This window comes from Psychrobacillus sp. AK 1817 (assembly GCF_008807035.1).
GTDB classification, from domain to species: Bacteria; Bacillota; Bacilli; order Bacillales_A; family Planococcaceae; genus Psychrobacillus; species Psychrobacillus faecigallinarum.
This window is the reverse complement of the sequence record NZ_CP031739.1, coordinates 2,873,039-2,893,523: the sequence shown is the minus strand read 5'-3', so window position 1 is coordinate 2,893,523 and position 20,485 is coordinate 2,873,039. Positions and strand designations below refer to the sequence as shown.

25 protein-coding genes and 1 riboswitch are annotated in these 20,485 nt (G+C 36.3%); of the genes, 7 read left to right on the top strand and 18 right to left on the bottom strand.

The genetic code is table 11. The features are described 5' to 3' along the window. Nucleotides 1-24 precede the first annotated feature (24 nt). From D0S48_RS14490 to D0S48_RS14480, 3 genes are all read left to right on the top strand, one after another. Nucleotides 25-1,995: a TRAP transporter permease gene (locus D0S48_RS14490; RefSeq protein WP_151112324.1), complete on the top strand. Its 1,971-nt coding sequence runs from the start codon at nucleotides 25-27 to the stop codon at nucleotides 1,993-1,995. Nucleotides 1,996-2,293: 298 nt separating this feature from the next. Further along, nucleotides 2,294-3,949: a ribosomal protection-like ABC-F family protein gene (gene abc-f / locus D0S48_RS14485; protein ID WP_144539343.1), complete on the top strand. Its 1,656-nt coding sequence runs from the start codon at nucleotides 2,294-2,296 to the stop codon at nucleotides 3,947-3,949. A 156-nt stretch (nucleotides 3,950-4,105) separates the two neighbouring features. Next, nucleotides 4,106-4,528, top strand: coding sequence for a DUF4395 domain-containing protein (locus D0S48_RS14480; RefSeq protein WP_151112322.1), 423 nt, complete (start codon nucleotides 4,106-4,108; stop codon nucleotides 4,526-4,528). A gap of 207 nt (nucleotides 4,529-4,735) precedes the next feature. Here the strand turns inward: D0S48_RS14480 and D0S48_RS14475 are convergent, their stop codons facing one another. The 8 genes from D0S48_RS14475 to D0S48_RS14440 all read right to left on the bottom strand — a co-directional run bounded on the left by D0S48_RS14475 (nucleotide 4,736) and on the right by D0S48_RS14440 (nucleotide 8,979). Then, nucleotides 4,736-5,176 (bottom strand): hypothetical protein, encoded by a 441-nt coding sequence (locus D0S48_RS14475; protein ID WP_186318203.1) that lies wholly within the window; start codon nucleotides 5,174-5,176, stop codon nucleotides 4,736-4,738. 205 nt (nucleotides 5,177-5,381) lie between these two features. Beyond that, nucleotides 5,382-6,098 (bottom strand): YebC/PmpR family DNA-binding transcriptional regulator, encoded by a 717-nt coding sequence (locus D0S48_RS14470; RefSeq protein ID WP_144539341.1) that lies wholly within the window; start codon nucleotides 6,096-6,098, stop codon nucleotides 5,382-5,384. Nucleotides 6,099-6,205: 107 nt separating this feature from the next. Then, entirely contained in the window at nucleotides 6,206-6,637 is a 432-nt protein-coding gene (locus tag D0S48_RS14465; RefSeq protein WP_151112320.1) for a DUF1801 domain-containing protein, read from the bottom strand. A gap of 251 nt (nucleotides 6,638-6,888) precedes the next feature. Further along, complete coding sequence (locus D0S48_RS14460; RefSeq protein ID WP_151112318.1) at nucleotides 6,889-7,323, bottom strand: HIT family protein; 435 nt, start codon at nucleotides 7,321-7,323, stop codon at nucleotides 6,889-6,891. A gap of 12 nt (nucleotides 7,324-7,335) precedes the next feature. After that, on the bottom strand, nucleotides 7,336-7,770 hold the full coding sequence (locus D0S48_RS14455) for a GNAT family N-acetyltransferase (protein ID WP_151112316.1): 435 nt from the start codon (nucleotides 7,768-7,770) through the stop codon (nucleotides 7,336-7,338). A gap of 12 nt (nucleotides 7,771-7,782) precedes the next feature. Beyond that, nucleotides 7,783-8,259, bottom strand: coding sequence for a low molecular weight protein-tyrosine-phosphatase (locus tag D0S48_RS14450; RefSeq protein WP_144539333.1), 477 nt, complete (start codon nucleotides 8,257-8,259; stop codon nucleotides 7,783-7,785). A 104-nt stretch (nucleotides 8,260-8,363) separates the two neighbouring features. Then, nucleotides 8,364-8,771, bottom strand: a complete 408-nt coding sequence (locus tag D0S48_RS14445; protein ID WP_151112314.1) for a hypothetical protein — start codon at nucleotides 8,769-8,771, stop codon at nucleotides 8,364-8,366. Further along, nucleotides 8,755-8,979 (bottom strand): helix-turn-helix transcriptional regulator, encoded by a 225-nt coding sequence (locus tag D0S48_RS14440; RefSeq protein WP_144539329.1) that lies wholly within the window; start codon nucleotides 8,977-8,979, stop codon nucleotides 8,755-8,757. Before D0S48_RS14440 ends, D0S48_RS14445 begins: the two co-directional genes overlap by 17 nt. Nucleotides 8,980-9,131: 152 nt before the next feature. Between D0S48_RS14440 and D0S48_RS14435 the strand changes: the two genes are divergently transcribed. Then, complete coding sequence (locus tag D0S48_RS14435) at nucleotides 9,132-9,521, top strand: NUDIX hydrolase (protein ID WP_144539327.1); 390 nt, start codon at nucleotides 9,132-9,134, stop codon at nucleotides 9,519-9,521. Nucleotides 9,522-10,071: 550 nt separating this feature from the next. On the opposite strand, the gene D0S48_RS14430 is transcribed toward D0S48_RS14435, so the two are convergent. The 3 genes from D0S48_RS14430 to D0S48_RS14420 all read right to left on the bottom strand — a co-directional run bounded on the left by D0S48_RS14430 (nucleotide 10,072) and on the right by D0S48_RS14420 (nucleotide 12,932). Continuing rightward, nucleotides 10,072-11,787, bottom strand: a complete 1,716-nt coding sequence (locus D0S48_RS14430; protein ID WP_151112312.1) for a GMC family oxidoreductase — start codon at nucleotides 11,785-11,787, stop codon at nucleotides 10,072-10,074. Between the two features lie 28 nt (nucleotides 11,788-11,815). Beyond that, a complete protein-coding gene (locus tag D0S48_RS14425; protein WP_151112310.1) occupies nucleotides 11,816-12,595 on the bottom strand; it encodes a gluconate 2-dehydrogenase subunit 3 family protein in 780 nt (259 codons plus the stop codon). Between the two features lie 79 nt (nucleotides 12,596-12,674). Next, nucleotides 12,675-12,932: a hypothetical protein gene (locus D0S48_RS14420; protein ID WP_144539321.1), complete on the bottom strand. Its 258-nt coding sequence runs from the start codon at nucleotides 12,930-12,932 to the stop codon at nucleotides 12,675-12,677. 470 nt (nucleotides 12,933-13,402) lie between these two features. On the opposite strand from D0S48_RS14420, the gene tatA reads away from it, so the two are divergent. Then, complete coding sequence (gene tatA / locus D0S48_RS14415) at nucleotides 13,403-13,633, top strand: twin-arginine translocase TatA/TatE family subunit (protein WP_151113829.1); 231 nt, start codon at nucleotides 13,403-13,405, stop codon at nucleotides 13,631-13,633. Nucleotides 13,634-14,051: 418 nt separating this feature from the next. Here the strand turns inward: tatA and D0S48_RS14405 are convergent, their stop codons facing one another. The 3 genes from D0S48_RS14405 to D0S48_RS14395 all read right to left on the bottom strand — a co-directional run bounded on the left by D0S48_RS14405 (nucleotide 14,052) and on the right by D0S48_RS14395 (nucleotide 15,901). After that, nucleotides 14,052-14,297, bottom strand: coding sequence for an HAAS signaling domain-containing protein (locus tag D0S48_RS14405; protein ID WP_191963810.1), 246 nt, complete (start codon nucleotides 14,295-14,297; stop codon nucleotides 14,052-14,054). Nucleotides 14,298-14,419: 122 nt separating this feature from the next. After that, the gene (locus D0S48_RS14400) at nucleotides 14,420-15,358 is read right to left on the bottom strand and encodes an ABC transporter substrate-binding protein (protein ID WP_151112306.1); all 939 of its coding nucleotides are present in this window, start codon (nucleotides 15,356-15,358) and stop codon (nucleotides 14,420-14,422) included. 3 nt (nucleotides 15,359-15,361) lie between these two features. Then, entirely contained in the window at nucleotides 15,362-15,901 is a 540-nt protein-coding gene (locus D0S48_RS14395; RefSeq protein WP_151112304.1) for a hypothetical protein, read from the bottom strand. 170 nt (nucleotides 15,902-16,071) lie between these two features. Continuing rightward, nucleotides 16,072-16,263: riboswitch (cobalamin riboswitch) on the bottom strand. Nucleotides 16,264-16,397: 134 nt separating this feature from the next. Here D0S48_RS14395 and D0S48_RS14390 point away from each other — a divergent pair. Beyond that, on the top strand, nucleotides 16,398-16,871 hold the full coding sequence (locus tag D0S48_RS14390) for a VanZ family protein (protein WP_151112302.1): 474 nt from the start codon (nucleotides 16,398-16,400) through the stop codon (nucleotides 16,869-16,871). A 21-nt stretch (nucleotides 16,872-16,892) separates the two neighbouring features. Here the strand turns inward: D0S48_RS14390 and D0S48_RS14385 are convergent, their stop codons facing one another. From D0S48_RS14385 to D0S48_RS14375, 3 genes are read right to left on the bottom strand one after another with little or no spacing between them, the layout of a single operon-like run. Next, the gene (locus D0S48_RS14385; RefSeq protein WP_151112300.1) at nucleotides 16,893-17,288 is read right to left on the bottom strand and encodes a spore germination protein GerW family protein; all 396 of its coding nucleotides are present in this window, start codon (nucleotides 17,286-17,288) and stop codon (nucleotides 16,893-16,895) included. A 13-nt stretch (nucleotides 17,289-17,301) separates the two neighbouring features. Next, complete coding sequence (locus D0S48_RS14380; RefSeq protein WP_151112298.1) at nucleotides 17,302-17,808, bottom strand: GNAT family N-acetyltransferase; 507 nt, start codon at nucleotides 17,806-17,808, stop codon at nucleotides 17,302-17,304. A 2-nt stretch (nucleotides 17,809-17,810) separates the two neighbouring features. After that, nucleotides 17,811-18,608 (bottom strand): aminoglycoside adenylyltransferase domain-containing protein, encoded by a 798-nt coding sequence (locus D0S48_RS14375; RefSeq protein WP_151112296.1) that lies wholly within the window; start codon nucleotides 18,606-18,608, stop codon nucleotides 17,811-17,813. 146 nt (nucleotides 18,609-18,754) lie between these two features. Here D0S48_RS14375 and D0S48_RS14370 point away from each other — a divergent pair, with 146 nt between their 5' ends. Then, nucleotides 18,755-19,603, top strand: coding sequence for a DegV family protein (locus D0S48_RS14370; protein ID WP_151112294.1), 849 nt, complete (start codon nucleotides 18,755-18,757; stop codon nucleotides 19,601-19,603). Between the two features lie 23 nt (nucleotides 19,604-19,626). Here the strand turns inward: D0S48_RS14370 and D0S48_RS14365 are convergent, their stop codons facing one another. Next, nucleotides 19,627-20,373 (bottom strand): GNAT family N-acetyltransferase, encoded by a 747-nt coding sequence (locus tag D0S48_RS14365; protein WP_225321626.1) that lies wholly within the window; start codon nucleotides 20,371-20,373, stop codon nucleotides 19,627-19,629. Between the last annotated feature and the right edge of the window lie 112 nt (nucleotides 20,374-20,485).

Sequence of the window (20,485 nt, the reverse complement as noted above, 5' to 3'; positions counted from 1 at the left end):
TCCAATTAAAAATGAGGTGAGACAATGAAAGATCAGCAACCAATAAATGCACAAGATATACTAGAGAAATATGATAAGGAAAATCAGTTTCGATCAAATATTGGAAAATGGGCATGGGTTGTTACCTTTTTAGGGGTGGCCTTAACCGTATTCCATTTATACACGGCCTATTTTGGAACCCTGCCAACTCAAAAACAAGGTGCCGTTCATGTAGGAACTGCTCTCGGTGTCATTTTTCTATTGTACCCATTAAAAAGAGACCTACTTAAAACACAAAAGAAAATACCTTGGTATGACATCGTGCTTGCCTTTACCGCCATGTATGTAACCTATCATAAAATAATCTTTTTTGATTCTATTCTACAGAGCAGAATTTCCGGATATAGCATACCTGACATAATCATCTCCGTCCTTGGGATTCTTCTTGTCCTAGAAGCGACCAGAAGAACGGTTGGCTTACCAATCGTCATAGTGGCTTTAGTAGCCATACTTTATGCTATCTTCGGAAATTTTGTCCCTACTCAAATCCTTTCCCATCCTGGATTTTCTTTAGAGCGAACCGCTACTGCACTTTGGTACAAAGAAAGTGGAATATTCGGCACCCCTGTTCAAATTTCAGCAAAGTTTATATTCCTCTTCCTATTCTTTGGCGTAATGCTCGTACAAACAAATGTAGGGAAGTTCTTCAATGATTTAGCCTTTTCTTTAACCGGAAGATATACAGGAGGTACTGCAAAAACAGCTGTTGTAGCAAGTGCATTGCAAGGGACTATATCAGGTAGCTCCGTTGGTAATACAGTCGCAACAGGGTCCTTTACTATCCCTATGATGAAAAAAGCAGGTTTTAAGCCTGAATTTGCTGGCGCAACCGAAGCTGCTGCATCTACCGGAGGACAAATTATGCCTCCAATGATGGGCGCCGCGGCCTTTATCATGATGGAAATTTTGGGTGTATCGTATGGAACTATTATGATGGCGGCGATTATACCAGCGATATTGTATTTCACAGGTATCTTTATCGGCACTCATTTTGAAGCAAAAAAACTGAAAATACTTGGGCTCCCAAAGTCTCAATTGCATTCTTTTAGAAAGACTATGAAACGAAATTGGTATATGCTTTTACCTCTCTTCGTTATTACTGGGACGATAATTTATGGTTTTACCCCACAACGTGCTGCACTTTTTGGAATAGTCGCTGCATTTTTAGTAAGCTTAATACGCAAAGAAACAAGGATGTCCTTTAAGCAAACTATAAATGTATTAGAACAAGGTACAAGAGTCGCTCTACCGGTTATAGCAGCCGTTGCCACAGCTGGTGTCATAGCTGGAATTGTTAGTATGACTGGCCTTGGCTCCAAATTTGCTGCTGGAGTTATAGCTCTATCAAACGGATATCTCATTCTCGCTCTAATATTTACCATGATTGCTTGTATTGTATTGGGGATGGGATTACCCACTACAGCAAACTATGTAGTCACAGCTACTATTGCCGCTCCAGTTTTAATAAATGAATTCGGAGTAGCTCCAATTGCTGCCCATATGTTTGTATTCTATTTTGGTATAGTCGCAGATATCACTCCACCTGTCTGTCTTGCAGCTTATGCCGGGGCAGGTATTGCAGGAGCAAACCCTTTTAAAACAGGTATGAACGCCGTCAAACTAGCCATCGCTGCCTTTATCGTTCCGTTTATCTTTATCTATAATCCAATCTTAGTAATGGTAGATGTAGAACCAGTAATGCTTATCATCTCTGTTACTGCTTCCTTAGTAGGAATGGTAGCTGTCAGCAGTTCCATGATTGGCTATTTTATAAGGTACTCTAAGGTCTGGGAACGATTCATCTTATTTGTGGCTGGGTTAATGCTTATTGTTCCAGAAATTTTAAGTAGTGTACTTGGGCTTGTACTCATACTAGGAATTTGGTTCATACAAAAAAGAAGAACAGACGATGAGCTTGGAATAGAGGGCCCTAGGTCGAGTCAAGCATTGTATTAATTACCTCTTTAATTTTCAGAAGAATATGTTATATTATATAGTAACTAATATCGAAGGGACGATGGGTGGACAATGATTTTATAATCTTATTTCTCGCTTAATATTACTGCTTCATGCAGAAAAATATTTTTAGCTTTGACGGAAATAGGATTAGTCTGCCCATTTTTCAAATTGAGATAATAAATTACTACAGGCATATATATTTGTAGTTATTTTTTTGTCGTACACTAAATGGCCAGTAAAATCCTTCCGTCTAAATCGGAGGGATTTTTTTTATCTCTCCAAGGGAGGTAATACAATGACTTTACAAGGAAGATTAACGAACATCAGCATAACCCATGGTGACAAAGAGATCATTAACAATATAAAAACCGATATACATTTAGGGGCTGTAATAGGAATTGTCGGTAGAAATGGTGAAGGAAAATCTTCTCTTCTTTCCATTCTTTCAGGTGAAAGCTCTCCCACTTCCGGACAAATCGAATGGATAGGGACTACTCCCACCATCAGCTATTTCAAGCAAGAAGATGAGCATTTCCATTCAAATGTAGAGGAAAAAGATGAACGGACTTATATCAGTAAGTGGTCTGTCCCTAATAATCGTCCTTACGATGCATTAAGTGGCGGAGAAAAAATGAAAAAAAGACTGTCTAAGGTTTTTGCAGAAAGTTCTCAGTTACTTTTACTTGATGAGCCTACTAATCATTTAGATCAAAGTAGTCTATCCTTCTTAAAAGAAGAAATAGCTACCTATTCTGGAACGATTATATTAGTATCACATGATCGATACTTTTTAGATGAAGTATCAAATTATATTTGGGAAATTGAAAATAAAAACCTAACCGTCTATACAGGAAATTATTCTACCTATCGTAAAAGAAAAGAAGAAAAACTTATCACTCATCAAAGAGAATATGATGCACAACAATCAAAAATCCGACAAGTTGAAAAGCAAATGGAAGTATTGAAAAATTGGTCCAACAAAGCACATGAAGAATCGACAAAAAAAGACGGTGCAAAAGAGTATTTTCGTATGAAGGCTAAGAAAAAGGATGTTCAAATTCGCTCCAAGCAAAAACGACTAGAGCTAGAGCTTTCCAAATATCAAGTAGAACGTCCAGTAGAGGAAAAGGAAATCAATTTCTCTATTGAAGGTAATAAGAAAAAAGGGAAACGCGTTATAGAAGCTAAAAATTTAAGCAAATCTTTTAACGAAGAAATTCTATTTCAAAAAGCTTCCTTTACTATCCAAGCTAAAGAACGTGTTGGAATCCTCGGATCAAATGGTAGTGGTAAAACAACCTTTTTCCGAATGCTGACTGGAGAAGAAACATTTGAAGGTGAGCTTTGGAAAACCGAATCAATGAACATCGGCTTTTTACGCCAAACAGTATTCGATCTTCCAGAAGATCAAACCCCCTCTGACTTTTTTGCAACTACCGATTATGATACAAGGGGTGTAATTCAAACCTTAATGAACAATTTGGGCTTCTCTAAGGATCATTGGTTAAGACCAATTTCTACAATGAGTATGGGAGAAAGAGTAAAACTAAAGTTAATGGAGTTCATGGTAGATCAAAAGGATGTACTCATTTTAGATGAGCCTACGAACCATCTCGATTTGCCTTCTCGAGAACAGCTAGAAAGGACACTGTCTACGTATCCCGGTACTATTTTACTCGTAACCCATGACCGTTATTTTTTAGAAAGGCTAACAAACAAGCTTCTTATATTTGATAAAAATAGAATTCAAAAGCTTGAGATGAATTATACTGATTGGCTTAGTAGAAGCGAAGAAAACGACAATAACAAGTTACTTCTAGCTCTAGAAACAGAGCGACAAGCTGTACTAGGTCAATTAAGCTATCTTCCATCTAAAGATTCCAAGTACATGGAATTAGATGAACAATTTAAAATGCTAACCCAAAAGATAAATCAACTAAAAAATAAGTAAACAAAATGGCTGCTCAAAATCCCAGAGCAGCCATTTGTCGTTAGGAGCATAAAAATGTCGATTTCCCGGGAAATAGGTCAACGGATTCAATTTTTTTACATTCTATTAGAATCAACATATAATATAATAAATCCAATCAGAAAAGTAGGTTTTATCATGAAGACAATTCCGAAGCCTCTCGTTATGGTCAATCAATGGACAATTGTAATCTCTGTCGTCATCGCGCTTATCACTCAATCAGCATGGATTCTGCTCATTCCGTTAATTGCCAATTTATCTAGTTTATTATTTGGTTTTCATCCCATTTTAGTTGTAGCCAAAAGATTTCTAAAGAAGCCTAGTAAGAAATATATTCAAGAAGATTATGCTCAGCTAAGGTTTAATCAATGGTTGGCAGTTGGCTTTTTACTTATAGCTAGTATTAGCTTCTTTTTGAAGTGGAGTATTTCATTTAATATTGCAACTGTTATGGTCGGTTTAGCTGCATTTATTGCTATACTAGGATTTTGTATAGGCTGCTTCTTTCGTTTCCAATACCAGCAATGGAAGTATCGAAGAAATAACTCTGCAACACATTAAGATTTTCTACAACTAGAAAAGAGAAGAACTGTTTGTAATCATAGTTCTCCCTTGTTTTTTCAATCTTTTCTTTTTAAGGCTCTAAACTATAGCAATAAGTAATTATATGGCTGCTCAAATCATTTAGAGCGGCCATTCTTAAGTCATTATATAAGGTTTTCCCCATTGCACTAGTCACCGTAATAGGTTCTGGTGTTTCTCCTTCATTTAATCGTTCTTCCTCTCCCTTACCGAAAAATACACTACAACTGTAAATACAGCTACAAATAAAATTCCAATTATAAAAAACGGTGAATCGGGATCCCAAAATGCATATCTGTTCCCCCCATATGGACCTCCTCGCTCAGCCACTCTATAAGTCCCTGAGGAAACTTCTACTGCAATTGCCTCCTTACTACTAACTTCCTTTACTTCATAATATTTAGTTCCTCTTGGGTAAGCATTAGAAAAATTCCCTGAGTAAGACCCTTCTAGATCGGAGTATTTTGTAACATGACCAATTTCCTTACCAATTTCATTGACCTCTTCATCTTGCAGAACATAAACATATCCATCCCATACTACGAAGGGATATGCCCAGTCAGCCATTGTTTTGATAGGGCTTGCTATGAATAAAATAACTAAACATGTAGCAAAAAAACTTCTCATCCTATTCCCCCTTTCTACATTTGACGCATCACAAAATAAACAGTTTCTTGAGTCCTAATTTATATATAAAAGTAGTGTTTATAATTCGCCTATAGCAATAAACTAACATCTATTATTCATGTTTTTTAAGTAGATAGATTACTTTCTACTCAAAAAAAAATCCCATCTACAGCTTCCTGTAAATGAGACTTTTACTTTCCTATATTTATGCTAAATCTACATTATGATAAACCTGCTGAACATCCTCTAAATCTTCAATAGCATCAATCATTTTTTCAAATTGGGCTTGTGCATCTGCATCTAACGCAATATCGTTTTGTGCAAGCATTGTTAGCTCAGAAATTGTAAATTCTTCAACTCCGGCAGCTCTTAAAGCTTCTTGCACCACATGGAATTGGTCAGGCTCAGCGTAAACGATGACTGCATCTTCTTCTTCTAAAATGTCACGAGCATCTACGTCTGCTTCCATCAGGATTTCCAACACCTCATCGGCAGTTTTGCCTTCTAAACCTATAACTGCTGTTGCATCAAACATATAAGACACAGAACCACTAACTCCCATGTTGCCGCCATTTTTACCAAATGCAGCACGAACATCAGAAGCAGTACGGTTTACGTTATTTGTTAATGCATCTACAATAACCATTGATCCTCCTGGACCAAATCCTTCATAGCGAAGCTCATCATAGCTTTCCTCTGATCCACCTTTTGCTTTTTCAATCGCTTTATCTATAATATGCTTTGGCACACTGTAAGTTTTTGCACGCTCTAATACGACCTTTAAAGCTTGGTTAGAGACAGGATCTGGCTCACCTTGTCTTGCTGCAACATATATTTCACGACCAAATTTAGCATAGATACGGCTAGTATTAGCATCTTTGGAAGCTTTCTTTTCCTTAATATTATTCCACTTACGACCCATAAAAGTCCCACTCTCTTTCACATATTGTTTTCGTACTCTAGAATTCTACTGTGTTATTATACATTAGAACCAGTATAAGTAGCAAAAATAAATACATTAACTTCCATTCAATTCTCGCTCGGATACAATTTTTGTAAAAAAATGATAGATTGAGAAATTATTTCTTTAAGAACTTCTATATTGATATCCTCTACTTTATTGATATAAACACATGCCTTACCTGAAGTATGTTTTCCTAATCTACTTAACAATTCCGCGCGTTCTGAATCTCCGGTAGCAAAATACAAACTAATCTTTGCCTTTCTTGGTGAAAACCCAACAAGAGGAGCATCCCCTTCATGACCGGAAGCATATTTGTAATGGTAAGTACCAAATCCAATAATACTTGGCCCCCACATTTTCGCTTGATAGCCAGTAGATTCTTCAAAAATCTCTAGAAGTGTATATGCATCCTCCCTTTTCTTTAAGCTATCGACTCCTTCTATAAACTCTGCCACATCCTGATTAGTTTCTAAGGTCTTCGGTTTATATTTAGACATTTAAACGCTCCCTTATATCAAGTTAGAAAAAAAGCCTCTCCATGATTGGACAAGACTCTTTCCTTATTTTTGTTTATCATTAGATTTTATTGTGAAGTATAATCCCACGTTATTTCTAGATATCTAAAATTCAGTTCACATAAAAAGCAGGAACAAGAGGGGGATTTCCACTTTAGTCGAACGCTTTCCGCGGGGTGAGCGATAAGCTATCCCACTGGAGTCGCTAACCTGCCACTCCCATCTTAAGTTGGTTATCCTTCTTCTATAATGTTACGAACAGCGTTCCTTAAGTTTATAGTAACAGTTTGCAAGCTTTCTAGATTATTTCGTTCGAAAGGTTGCTCTTGATAGAACTCTGCAAACTGTTGTCCCTCATATCTAGGGACAACGTGCATATGATAATGAGTCAATTCACTAAACACTCCACCATTTTGGCAAATCGTAATCCCATCTGGTGCGTATAATTGTTTAATTGCCTTGGAGATAAGTCGGGAAGCATCCATTATAGAATAGGCAACCTCTACATCTAAGTCATCCACATCCTCATAATGTCTTTTTGGAAGTATAAGTACGTGCCCATTATTAAAAGGTTCATGGTCTAGAAAACATGTGATATGGTCATTTTCAAAAATAACGAAAACATTTTGTTCCTTATTAGCTAACATACAACCTAAGCATTCAGTCATTTAAAATCCTCCCTATAGCATTTTTTCTAACACGATTTTATGCTTCCCCTTATCACTAGTGAAAGTTTCCTTTATATCAAAACCAAACTTTATATTTAAGATAAGCATCTCTCTTTTTTCATTGCGCGAAATAGTACGAGCCTTTGTATAACCCATGGATTTTACTAGTTCATGCTGTCTACTCATCAGCTCTTTTGCTATCCCTTTTCCTCGGTAGTCCTTGTGAACCCCACCAAGCCAGCTATAGAATGTACGATTTCCGTAATCATATCCAATTTTAAATCCAATCACTCGTTCATGATCTTTAGCTACGAATACTATCAAATTACTTTTTTCTTTCAACTTTTCAGTTTCCAACTCGGAACCCTCGAATACATGCTTATGAAGCTCCAAGACTCCTGAAAGTGTTTGAGTATCGGGAACACCTTGAAAATACATATAATCCATTCCAATTTCCTCCTATGATTGAAGCAGCTCTTTATGGTCACTCTTTACTTTGTTTAGTAGTGCTTCACAGCCTTCTATTACCAAATCGTAGGTTTCCTGAAAATCACCTGTGAAATAAGGGTCTGGCACATCTTTTTTGTGAATGGTTAAATCTAAAAATCGAATAATTTTTGGATGATTCGGTTGACCAAGCATCTTACGTATATCTCTAATATTATTTTCATCCATCCCAACGATATAGTCAAATTCTTCAAAATCTTCCTCTTTAAGTTGGCGTCCAGCCATGCCCTTCGTTGAAATGTTATATTCTTTTAGCTTAGCTATTGTCCCTTTATGTGGTGGATTTCCAATATGCCATCCACTTGTTGCCGCTGAATCTACTTGTATATATTGTTCTAATTTTTCATTTTGAATTAGATGCTTAAATACAGCCTCTGCCATAGGAGAACGACAAATGTTGCCAAGGCAGACAAACAAAACATTAACCATTTTTATCATCCTTTCTAAGCCTTCTGTTTTTGAAATACTTCAATTACTTTCTCTACATTTCTTCATACTTTTTTAATACCTGTTTAATTCACTTGCTAAATCAATCAGATTTTCTTTGTTATAAAAGCACCAATACCAATTAACATAAATAAAATCATCATGTAAACAATGAGCATTCCAGTTTCAATTGTCTCCACACCAATTGCAAATAAGATCAACAATATAACACCACTCCCAAACAGGACAAAATACAGGACAGTAGAGAAATACTTTTTCATCATTACAGCTGTACGCTCGTCCATATCAGGAATTTTGCCATTCTTTTTTTGACGCAACCATCCAAATAGAAAAAAGCCTATAAAGCCCCCTAATGATCCAACTACCATCGGTAAAAACAGTCCCCAATCAAAAATGCCTTCCTCTTTACCTGCAATATACACCCCTAAAAAGGCACCAACAATGATACATCCACTAATAATTCCGTACAGTAAAATTCTATAGCTTTTTGTCATTTTCATCCCCCTCAAGATAAAATAATTCTTCTATGGGTACTTCAAAGTAACGCACTAGTTTAAGTGCCAGCTCTAAGCTGGGATTGTATTTATTGTTCTCAATCGCAGTAATCGTTTGTCGGGTAATTTGTAAATCACCAGCCATTTGTACCTGTGTGATCCCCTTTTTTAAACGTATCTCTCTTATATGATTAATGACCTTTGTCATCTGTTTCCTCCTTGCAACCAATGTAAATATATCTTTACATAAGGATAATCTAAAACCATATTTATGTAAAGAAACCTTTACATTAAATTTAAATAACTTATGAACGTCAATTATTGTTATAATTTTCAAAAAGGTACAGGAAGGGAGTTCAAATGAGAAATAGAGGAGCCACTATTATTTTAGAAAAGGATAGAGTTGCACTAATTAAAAGGACAAAGCCACATACTACCTATTATGTATTTCCAGGCGGTGGTATTGAGACTGGGGAAACCCCTGAGGAAGCTGCTATTAGAGAGACATATGAGGAGATAGGCGTGCATGTTAAAATCCAACGTCTTTTAAAAGTATTACCCTATAGCGGAAAGCAATATTATTATTTAGCTGAAATTATAGGCGGTACCTTTGGTGCAGGTACTGGGGATGAATATAAAAACCCTTCTATAAAAAAAGGAAGCTATGAACCCATTTGGATCAACCTTAAGGACCTAACCTCGTTAGATGTTCGTCCTAAAGAAATAGTAGAAGCAATCTTGGCAGATTAAACAGTCCAAGGAAAGCACAAAAAGACAGGGGTATTTAACGTAAATATTTTAGGATAAATGAAAGGAGTGTTTAACCATTGGGATGGGTAGAATCTATTCAACAAGCAAAGTTATTCAACTATATATTTCTTAACTAAAAAAACACCCAATTATTTCAATTGGATGTTTTTGTATCATAGTTAGTATAAGAGGATAATCTTTTATCGTTTATCCTCAGCAATAATCATTTGTCCTGTAATAGGATGCTTAAACTGTACCTTGAATGCATGTATTTCATACGTTTTTGTAGGTGATTGCAGGGCATTCGGTTCATGATGAACAACCTGAAATTTACACAAAGATGGTAGAAGTATTTATAAAGACTGTGCAAGTTTCTTAGAAATCCAAAAGTTAGTTGAAAATTTGAGGATGATTCCATATATTAAAAAACTGCTACCTTCTTTTGATGGAAAGAAGGTAGCAGTTTTAAAGTTGTTGTCTAATTCTATGAATAGAAATTTTTTGTTATAGTTAAGCAAATTTTATTTGTTTATTTAGAAGCGTCTCGTTTTTAAACTAAAGATCCGCCAGTTTTTAAGTATTTTTCAATACCTTCTGCAGCGCGATATGCTAGTGCTCCAACTGTGCCAGTTGGGTTGTAACCTGAGTTTTGAGCAAAAGCACTTGCACCTGGTACAAATACGTTTTCACAATCCCACATTTGTAGATAGCTGTTTAAAGCACTTGTTTCTGGATCAGAGCCCATAATTACTCCACCAGTATTGTGAGTAGATTGGTAGTTACGAATATCGTAATCTCCGACTTCGCCACCATTAATTTTGATATCTTTTGCACCCATTTTTTTCATGATCTCAGCTGATTTTTCGCCCATAAATTTCATTAGTTGACGATCTTGATCTTTCCAATTAAACGTCATACGGAGTAATGGATCACCGAATGCATCTTTATACGTTGGATCTTGATCGATGTAATTATCTTGCCAAGGAAGGGAAGCCCCTTGTGCTTTAACAATAAGAGCACGGTTTGCATTTGTAACAGAAGCGTCTTTAAATTCTTTCCCCCAAGTTGGAACGCCTGCTGGAACCTGATTGTTTGCAATAGGACGATCCCCTAATTGGGTAATTTGAATTGTCGCACCATGTAAGAAATCTAAGTCAGTGTGATCAAAGAAGTCTCCGTTGAAGTCATCAATTTGGGCTCCTAGAGATCCTGCACCACCGTATAAATTGAACTCTTCATCGAAGAAACCTACAGCAGTCCCCAGAATTGTTTGGTATGCATAGTTTCTACCAATGACTCCTGTACCAGTAACTGGATCATATGGACGGCCAAGTTGAGAGTTTAATAAAAGTTTAATATTGTTCATTTGATAGGCTGATACTACAACTACATCTGCCTCTTGGATAAACTCTTCACCAGTACGTATATCTACGTATAATACGCCAGTAGCTTTTCCATTTGTGTGTAGAACTTTACGTACAACAGAATGAGTACGTACTTCGAAGTTACCAGTTTCTTTAGCTACAGGTAAAACTGTAACTACTGGTGATGCTTTTGCTCCATATTCGCAACCAAAACGCTCACAAAAACCGCAATATTGACAAGCGCCACGAGAAACGCCATCTGGATTAGTATAAGATTGCGATAGATTATTAGAAGGCATATGGTATGGATGATATCCAAGATCTTTTGCTGCACTTTTGAATAATTTTATAGCAGGTGTTTCCAACATCGGCGGGGTAGGGTATTTTATTTGTGGAGAACCAGGTAGTGGATTCGCCTCACCGCTAATACCAGTCATAGCGTCAAATTTATCGAAGTATGGTTCTAACTCTTCGTACGTTATACCCCAGTCTTGAAGCATCATCCCCTTAGGGATTTTACCTTTTCCGTAACGTTTAACAGTTTCTGAATATATCTCGAAATCGTATGGCAGGAAGCGGTAAGTTTGACCATTCCAATGTTCTCCTGAACCACCTGTTCCTTCTCCGATTAGGAAGCTACCCCATTCACGGTAAGGTAATGCTCGTTGTGTCGTATTGTGACGGAATGTAATTGTTTCTTTTGAAAGATCTTGCATCATTTCTTTACGCTCTGCGTAACGTAATTCATCGTGAGCCATAAAGTAATCTTCAGTTGAACGTTCTTTACCACGTTCGATACCTACTACTTTGTATCCTTTTTTTGTAAGTTCTGCTGCGATAATACCGCCTACCCAACCTACCCCTACTAAAACTATATCTGTTTTTGGTAATTTAGTTGCCAAAGTTGTTCACCCTTTCTATTGGTGGATATTAGTGTTGATGCTGAGAGTTTAAGCTCATAGGAGCGATTTTCACGAATTCATCTTTTTCTAAAACATTAATATAAGAAGATTGATGTCCAGGGAAATTCTTCATTTTCCAACCAGCCATATCTTTGTTACCGCCGTACATAGGGTCAGCATATACTCCTTCAATTGTTACTTTTCTAAGTAAAGAGAAGAAAAAGGATGAACTAACAGCTCCATTTAATTTAACTTTATCCGCTTCAAAATCTTTCAAGATTTCAATTTGTTGTTCTTCTGTTAAACTGGCGAATTTAGGTTTATCATCGGATTTCTTTGCAGCCTCTGTATTTAAAGCTGTAATTCCAAGGTTAAACACTTGCTGACGATTCAAATGTGTTTGGTACCCTTGTTGTGGCACTGCTTCTGCTGGGAAGAAAGGACCGGTCATATATTCTTTTGAGTTCAGGCCAAAGCTTCCTGCTAGCTGGTGATCGATATAATATGCAACAAGTAATTCTTTCGCACCGGGTCCTACCTCAGTTTTAGGGAAAATTTGCTCTGCTGCAGCATCTATCGTATCAAATTGTGCTTTGTCAAAATACATCAGTGCTTGGTTGAAGTTAACCCCAGCAGCTGCTGAATGAACCCCAGTCTCGTTAGTTTTAGATGTTGAGTCTTTACCTATTAAGGAACCGAGTGCTCCACCTAGTACAACTCCACCAACTGTTAATCCAGAATTTTTGATAAAAGTACGTCTAGATGAACGTTTATCTAAGTATGGAGCCTTTTTTTCCTGTTCTGACATAATATAACCTCCAACGTAAATTAGTAAAAAATAGCTTAAATTGTTTATTCAGGTAAACAATGAGTTAAAAAGATTCTGATTAATGAAAAACTGCATGCCAGTTATAAACTAATGAGAATAGGATTGTATAAACCAATAAAAATGAGATAAAGTATATATATTTTTTTCCAGTCCAGCAAAGAACAATAATAGCTAGTCCAATACTTGAACCTATTAACGCGAACCAAGGAAACTCATTATTATAGTAAAAGAGGCCAAGAGCTAAATCTGCTACTATAAATAAAGCGAAAATTACTTGATTCAACAGTTTTAATTCTTCTAAGTTATATTGCGTCACTTTTATTCTCCTTTAACATAGTTCACTCAACTATGAAAATGTAATTTTTATACATAAAAAAACAACCGTTGAATAGTTTACTCCTTTTATTTCTTCAATACTATATATTTATTTCGGATCAGAAAATATAATTCTATTCTGAAAAAACATTAAATTCACATAAAAATTGCAAATTAATAGTAAAAACTCTTTTATTATCGGTATAAAGTAACTAGTGTTTTGTGATTGAAAAACGCTAAAGGACTAGTGGTATAAACAATTTATAGAAAGTTATAGAAGGGAAAAAGGAGTGTTTTATATCGAAGAGACTTTTCCAGCTCACACAATTTGATTATTTTTAATACCAAAATATTTACAAATTTAAACGTAGGAATATAATGTTTTATTGATACAAAAAAACCTTTTTTTGTAAGATTAACTACTTTTGCAAAAACCACGTGACAGTATATAGAATCAGTATGGGAGAGAGTATAATACCAAATATCGGAACACTTGGTTTAATCATCATATTAATTATTGCTTTAATCGTGTTCGGTCCGAAAAAATTACCTCAATTGGGTAGAGCAGTTGGAGAGACGTTAGAAGAATTTAAAAACTCAACTAAAGATATAGCGGACGAGGTTGCAGAAGAATTTAGAATAGAAGACAAAGAAACAGAAACTAAAAAAATATCTAATGCAAAAAGCCACCTATTTCTATAATAGGTGGCTTTTTGCATGTGTTAATATACGTTGCTAGATTAATCTACAAGAATCTAAACAAGAGCTTGTTGTTTCATTATTTCTTTAAATAACGAAGAAATAAAAGGTGCTCTTGGTGTTTGTGTGATGGGAGAAAATTTTGAAGTCGACAGTATGATGGATTATTGGATAGGGGGCAGTTATAAAGGCGACACACCAGAAAAATCTGGATACACTGGAAATACCAGCACCAAAGTGGGCAATCTTTGAAGTTCACGGAACACCAGAGATGGAAGTGTATACAGATGATGACCCATCTGATCCAAACTGTTATTCGGAGATTTGGATTCCTGTAATATAAAAAAGTTGAACTAGTTCAGCTTACTAAACGATTGTAAATGAAATTGTGCTACGAAGGGTAACTAACCTTTGTAGCATTTTATATATATGCGCCTTCATATTCCACTTCTGTTAATATCATTTCCTCTTCTGAGTAAGCCTTAAGTAATTCCCTTGCTATATACGATGGTGCTCCTAATGATTCAATTATTGCTTGCTCAGTTTGTCCCTCTTTTAACAAATCACAAAAATACTTTTGGAAATCTCGAACTATTGCTTGGCGTTCCTTTGTATTCAACATATAAAGCTCTTTTCCTAACATCTCAATATAAACATTCGCTGTCATATCTCTCTCTCCCTCGGTACTATTCATTAGATAGTACTATACCATAACACTATTATTCATTGCAAGGTACCTGTTTTAAAACAAAAGAAGTTGGTCTCCTCAAAACGAGACCAACTTCTATTTTATTCAAATATCTCTGGGTAAACGGTTTTAGCTACTAGTTCTACAGCTTCACCAATTCGTGGCCCTGGGCGAGACATAATGTCCTGATCTAATTGGAAAATGGCGTTGTTTTGCACTGCCTCCAACTGATTCCAGCCTGGACGAGCCTTAATCTCACCAATTGGATCTTCTACATAATTTACGGTAGTCAAGATAATCGGAGGATTTTTCTTAATGACATCTTCCTCAGATAATTTAATCCATCCCTCTTGGTCTCCAAAAATATTTACAACTGTAGCTTTACTCAAAACTTCTTGTTGGAAAGTATTTTTTCCTGTTGTAAAAATTTCTGGAGATGGGCTGATTTCAAAGTAGACGTGTTTCTGATCGCTTACACCTGATACTTTGTCCTGAACACTTTGAATAGTAGTTTTAATAGAGGCAACAAGATCCGTTCCTTTATCCTCTACTCCCATTACTGCGGCCAACTGTTCAATATCTCCATAGACGTCTTCAAATGATAGCGCCGATTGAATGACAAAAACATCTAACCCCGCGTCTTCCAACACTTTAAGCTCTTCCTCAGATCCAGTTGTATAAGCAATCACAACATCTGGATTTATCTCTAAAATACGTTCTGCGTTGAACTTCATAGAATCGGAAACTCGTTCAATTTCTAGTGCCTCTTCTGGATAGGTATCGTATTCTGTAGCTCCAACAATTTTATCTCCTACACCAAGGGCAAACAGGATTTCTGTGTTACTTGGTTGTAGAGACACAATCGTTTCCGGAACTTCTTCGAATGTAACTTCTTTCCCCATATCATCCGTTACAGTATATTCTTTTACTTCTTGTACAGAATCTGTTTCAACAGCTGTATTTTTTTCAGCCTCTTGGCAGCCTACAAGTAAGATAGAAAGTATTAGTACCGCTAACCAATTCCTTAATTGTTTATTCATTTGTTAATCCTCCACTTTTTTCTTTTTTCTCATCGGATATGATTTACTGACAAATTGAATTTCTTCTACTTCATGATGCTTATTTACATATACCGCCATTGCAAACAATACATTTGCTAATAGCTGTGTGTAATCAAACAAAATTTCTGGTACTTCTCTTTCTACTGAAACTTTATGTAAAGCCCTTACAGATTTTTTTGCTTCACTACGACACACGTGTAATTCACATGCAGCTGTTGAGCCTTGTGGAAGTACGAATATATCTACTCTTCCTTCCACCTCACTTACGTAGAAATCATACATATCACTTAGAATTTGTAAATCCTCTTCAGTGATTGCTAGCTTCCCTCTAACAGAACCATTTACGTGATATGCCATCGGTGCCAGATACATTAAATCCTCGTAAACTCTTGGAATATCTTTTGTTAAAGAAGCGGCCAATCCAATACGTGTGGTCAATGAGTCTGTTCGAATCTCAAAGTCTACGGTAGACGGCTTTTCTCTCATAAATGGATAACAAATATATCGCATGTCTTTTTTCAATGCTCTGCCCCCTTTCCAAGTTATTTGTGAATTTTCGGCAATACAATACTCAACTTCTTACAGCACAAAAAAACGCCACCCCAAAAAAGGGCGGCGCAATACCTATTTATCGTTAGAAATTTAATCGAAAATAGAAACGTGCCGTACAACCCCTTAACTTCCGAAGAGTATTTATACGTTCAAGAAAAGGCCGGTCTCCTGGCTCATGCATCATTTTACTCTAAGAACCTTCCCATTGGCTTTTGGCCAACAGTGGTATTTTTCTTATTTCATCAGCATTTACAGTTGCGGATACAGCTTCGGTTTTTCACCGAATTCCCTAATTAAGCTGACAAGTCAGCACCTTTTCCCTGCAAAATTATTCACTTATCGTAAGTGTACCATAGCCTTTCAATTGGTGATAGAAGCTTGTGAAACAACCAGCTTTTTACTCTTTTATTAGCTATAAAGTCTGCAATTATTTTGTTTCTACTTCAATTTATGCTACTGTTTTTATATGAAAAAATTTATTCCACTTTTACTTTTACTTGTCTTTGTATTTATAGCCTCCGGGCAGACTTCCGAGCAACAGTCTTTGGAGGCTGTGCTTAAAGAGTGGCTTCCAAGCAAGCCATTGGAGTCCTTTTTATCATTATTTCATATTCCTTATTGGGGATTCTATGTTTCTGTCGAGGAACGTGGCTACTATGCATTTGTCGAATTCTTAATAAGAAAAGGAGTCCACTTTTTTTATTTTGGTTTGATTAGTTTAGCTATTTATATTGCTTTGCCGAAGAGAAAATATCGAAAACTTACTGCAATAATGATTACCTTTCTTCTAGCAGTTGCAGATGAATTCCATCAATCCTTTACGAGTGGACGATCTGCTCTTCTTCAGGATGTTCTATTAGATACATGCGGAGCTATTTTTGTCATGCTTCTGCTAACGTTTGTTCAATGGTTAAAGCATAGAAAAAACGCAAACCTTTAGAAGGAAGCGTTTTTTCCCTAACTATTTACATCTTTTTCTCAACAAGAAAACAATCCCTAGCGTGACTACTGAAAAAACAGTAAGTATTTGATTAATCGGAAGGGCGGGCTTGAATTTAACTTTCTCCGCAGTGATTTCATATACTCCAACCGGTTTTATCGAAAAGGCACCACCGCCTCCTTCTCCTTGACCTGTAGAATTTTCTTCATCTGAAATCGCGCCACCTCCGCCTCCACCTACAAAATAATTTACTTTGGCAACAGGTAAGATTCTTTTGTTCTCCAATACAATCGGTTCTCCGTATATAAGAGATACATCTTTTTCTCTGGAAAACTTTTCGAAAATAGAACGGACGGGGGACTGAAATAATGGTAGCTTTCCCCCCAGTTTTTCTAGGTTACTTGATTTTTCCTCCATTAGATTATCTCCTTTAATTTAGAATAAGTGTCATGTGATGTTCTTCGTAATAGACGTCTCTATCCTTTAAAGCCATTTCTTCTACTCCGAACACCTTAAAACCTAATTGTAAATATAAATTTTTTGCGGATTCATTACTCGACACAACAGATAGATTAATCTTTTCTATTTCATTAGTTTCTCTTGCCTGGTTAATGGCTTGCTCCATTAGGGCTTTTCCTACACCTTTTCTTCTTCCCTTTGAGCTTACATACATGGCAAAAATATTTGCCCTATGCTTCATTTTTAAGGAACTCTCTTGTGCTAGAGTAACCATACCGATTAATTTATCTTCTTCAAACGCACCGAACGTATAATTTCCATTTACCTTGAAATTATCTTTTACTCGTTCAATTGGATTTTCTCTTTGAAGAGCCTCTTCATAGCTTGTTCCAAATGCCTCTGGACTGTTTTGCAGAGCCTCTAGCCTTAGTTCCCAATAAGCAATGGCATCTACATCTATTAATCTTCTAATATCCATTCCTAAACCTCCATAAAAAAACCTTCATTACATATTTCGTGTGCGTATAATATAAAATCTTTGCAGGCTTCTGCACGAGAGCTTTCTGTGTCGAAAAGTGAGGGGAGCTGCTCTGATGACCGTATCCTCATCCCTTCTTTTAGTAAAGTATGCCAACGATAAGGTAATATAACTAATCCCTTTTCTAGAGCTTCTTTTTTTGAAATAATCTGTTGGTACTTAAGAGAATAAAGAATTCTACAAATAGTAGTTGTGACAAACTCCACCATATCATCAGGCAATGAATTAGGTATTTCTTTGGATTTCTTATACCAATATTCGTTGATATTATATTTTAACGTTCCTAAGACATCCTCCCATGTAGTAGAAATGTTTAACTCATGAATTGGACTTCCTTGTAATGCAATCCCATGTTTCTTTAAAATCCACCAAGTTACATGATTGATATCCCAATGGCCAACTTTTACTTCACCGTCTGAGCAATAAGGATACGGCAGGAGAATATCGTTTTTTTTACCCAGGTCAGCTGTTTGAATATACATTCCATCCATCCGAGCCCCTAATTTCTCTTTAGATATATGAAAATGGATATCTTTTATAATTTCTACTTCTTGTTCATTTGCCGATCTTTTTAATAAAACGATAAAGTCTACATCACTCTTCTTTTCATCAAAAGCTCCTAACGCAATAGAACCATACATATAAACACCTTCAATAATGGCACTTGGTAAGGAGGCATTTAATGCCTGTAAATATTTTTGCATTATGTCATGAACAGGATTCGGCAATACATGTCCCACTGTTGTTTCCTCCTACTAAATATGTTCAAAATATGTCCCAGGTTCCGAAATTTCGACAAAACATGACAAGTAACACTATTCCAATAAATAAGACTAGGTTACATTAGCGCTAACAAATTAATTTTTATTGAGGAGATTATCAAACTGTGAATAAAAAAGTTGCTTGGATAACTGATACTGCTGCTTTATTGGAACAATCATTTATAGAAAAACATAATATACATGTCTTGCCATTAAATATTGTTTTTGAAGAGGGTGCATTCAAAGAAACAATTGATATGACACACGATGAATTCTACGACAAATTAAGGACCGCCAAAGTTCATCCTAAAACATCTCAGCCTCCGATTGGTGAGATGGTGCAATTGTATAAAGACTTGAAAGCACAAGGATACGACTGTGCTATTGCTGTCCACACTTCCAGTGAGTTGTCAGGAACCTACAACAGTTCACAAACCGCCTCTAAAATGGCAAATTTTGACGTGTATTCAATAGACTCTAAGATAGGCTCTTATCCGATGGTCAAAATGCTCGAAGTCGGAAAAAGCATGGTAGAGGCAGGCCATGACGTAGCGGAAGTCGTGAATCATATTGAAAACATGACATTAAACTCTGAACTGTCCTTCATTCCATCTAGCTTAACTCAGCTCCATAAAAGTGGCCGTGTATCTGGCACTAAAGCCTTTCTGAGTAATCTATTAAATATAAAAGTGGTCATTTCCTTTGATAACGGAAAAGTTGTTATGAAAGCAAAAGTACGTGCTGATAAAAGAGCTAAGAATTATGTAATGGACTTACTTCGAAATGATATGAAAAAAGCTGAAATTCCAGAAGTCGCCGTGATTAATTGCAACAATATAAAAGATGCTAAAACCTGGAGAGAAGAAATTCTGCAGGAATTCCCTAAGCTAAAGGTAATTGTTATCCCATTGAGCGCCTGTGTAGGAGTTCACGCAGGGGAAGGTACAACTGGACTAAGCTGGGTAAAATATTAATATATAAAGTGGAGGGTTTGCTGCTATTTCGCAAACTCTTCTTTTAATAAGGAGCAAATAGCAGCATCACAAAAACGGCCTTTTTCAAATGCTGATTTTCTTAATGTCCCCTCGTACACAAATCCTGCCTTTTCTAAAGTTCTTCTCGAAGCAATATTCTCCGGGTCATATAGTGCTTCAATTCTATGCAGATCCATTTTTTCAAAACCATGTTTTAAAATTGGCTCTAAAACCTCTGTCATTACTCCAGCTCTCCAAAACTCTGGCGTAACCTCAAAACCGATTTCCGCCTTAAAATGTTCTTTTTCCCAATTATGATAGCCGCAGCTTCCTACAATCTTATTGTCTTTCTTAGTTGCTATTCCCCAACGTAACCCCTCATTTTTATGGTACCTTTTTTGCCAGTTATCAATTATTTTTCTTGCTTCGCTAATATCCTTCAAGACATCTAAATCATAATATTTCATGACCTCGTCCTGTGAAAAATAATGGAATACCTCTGTCGCATCGTTTGCTTCTATTTGGCGCAATAAAAATCGTTCTGTTTCCATCCTCGGAAACCTCTTCTTACGTAGATCATAGCCCAATAATATAAAGAATTGAGCAATCGCAAGAATTCCTACTAATGCGCTAACAAAGATGCTAATCCAAACATGTGCAGAAAATTTCACATCGCCTAGAGGCCCTACTTTTGGCTGATACATGTCGTATACACCATAAATATTACCTCCTAATAAAACAATTCCTGCAAACAATACAAGCCATTTCATCTTGCTATACCCCCTCTTTAGCATTTATTCGAGATAGAAGCTTTAAAATCCTTTTCTCTGCGAAACTTGGGAGCTTAACTGCTCTAGGTGACCCCGTTTACGACAATCCCCA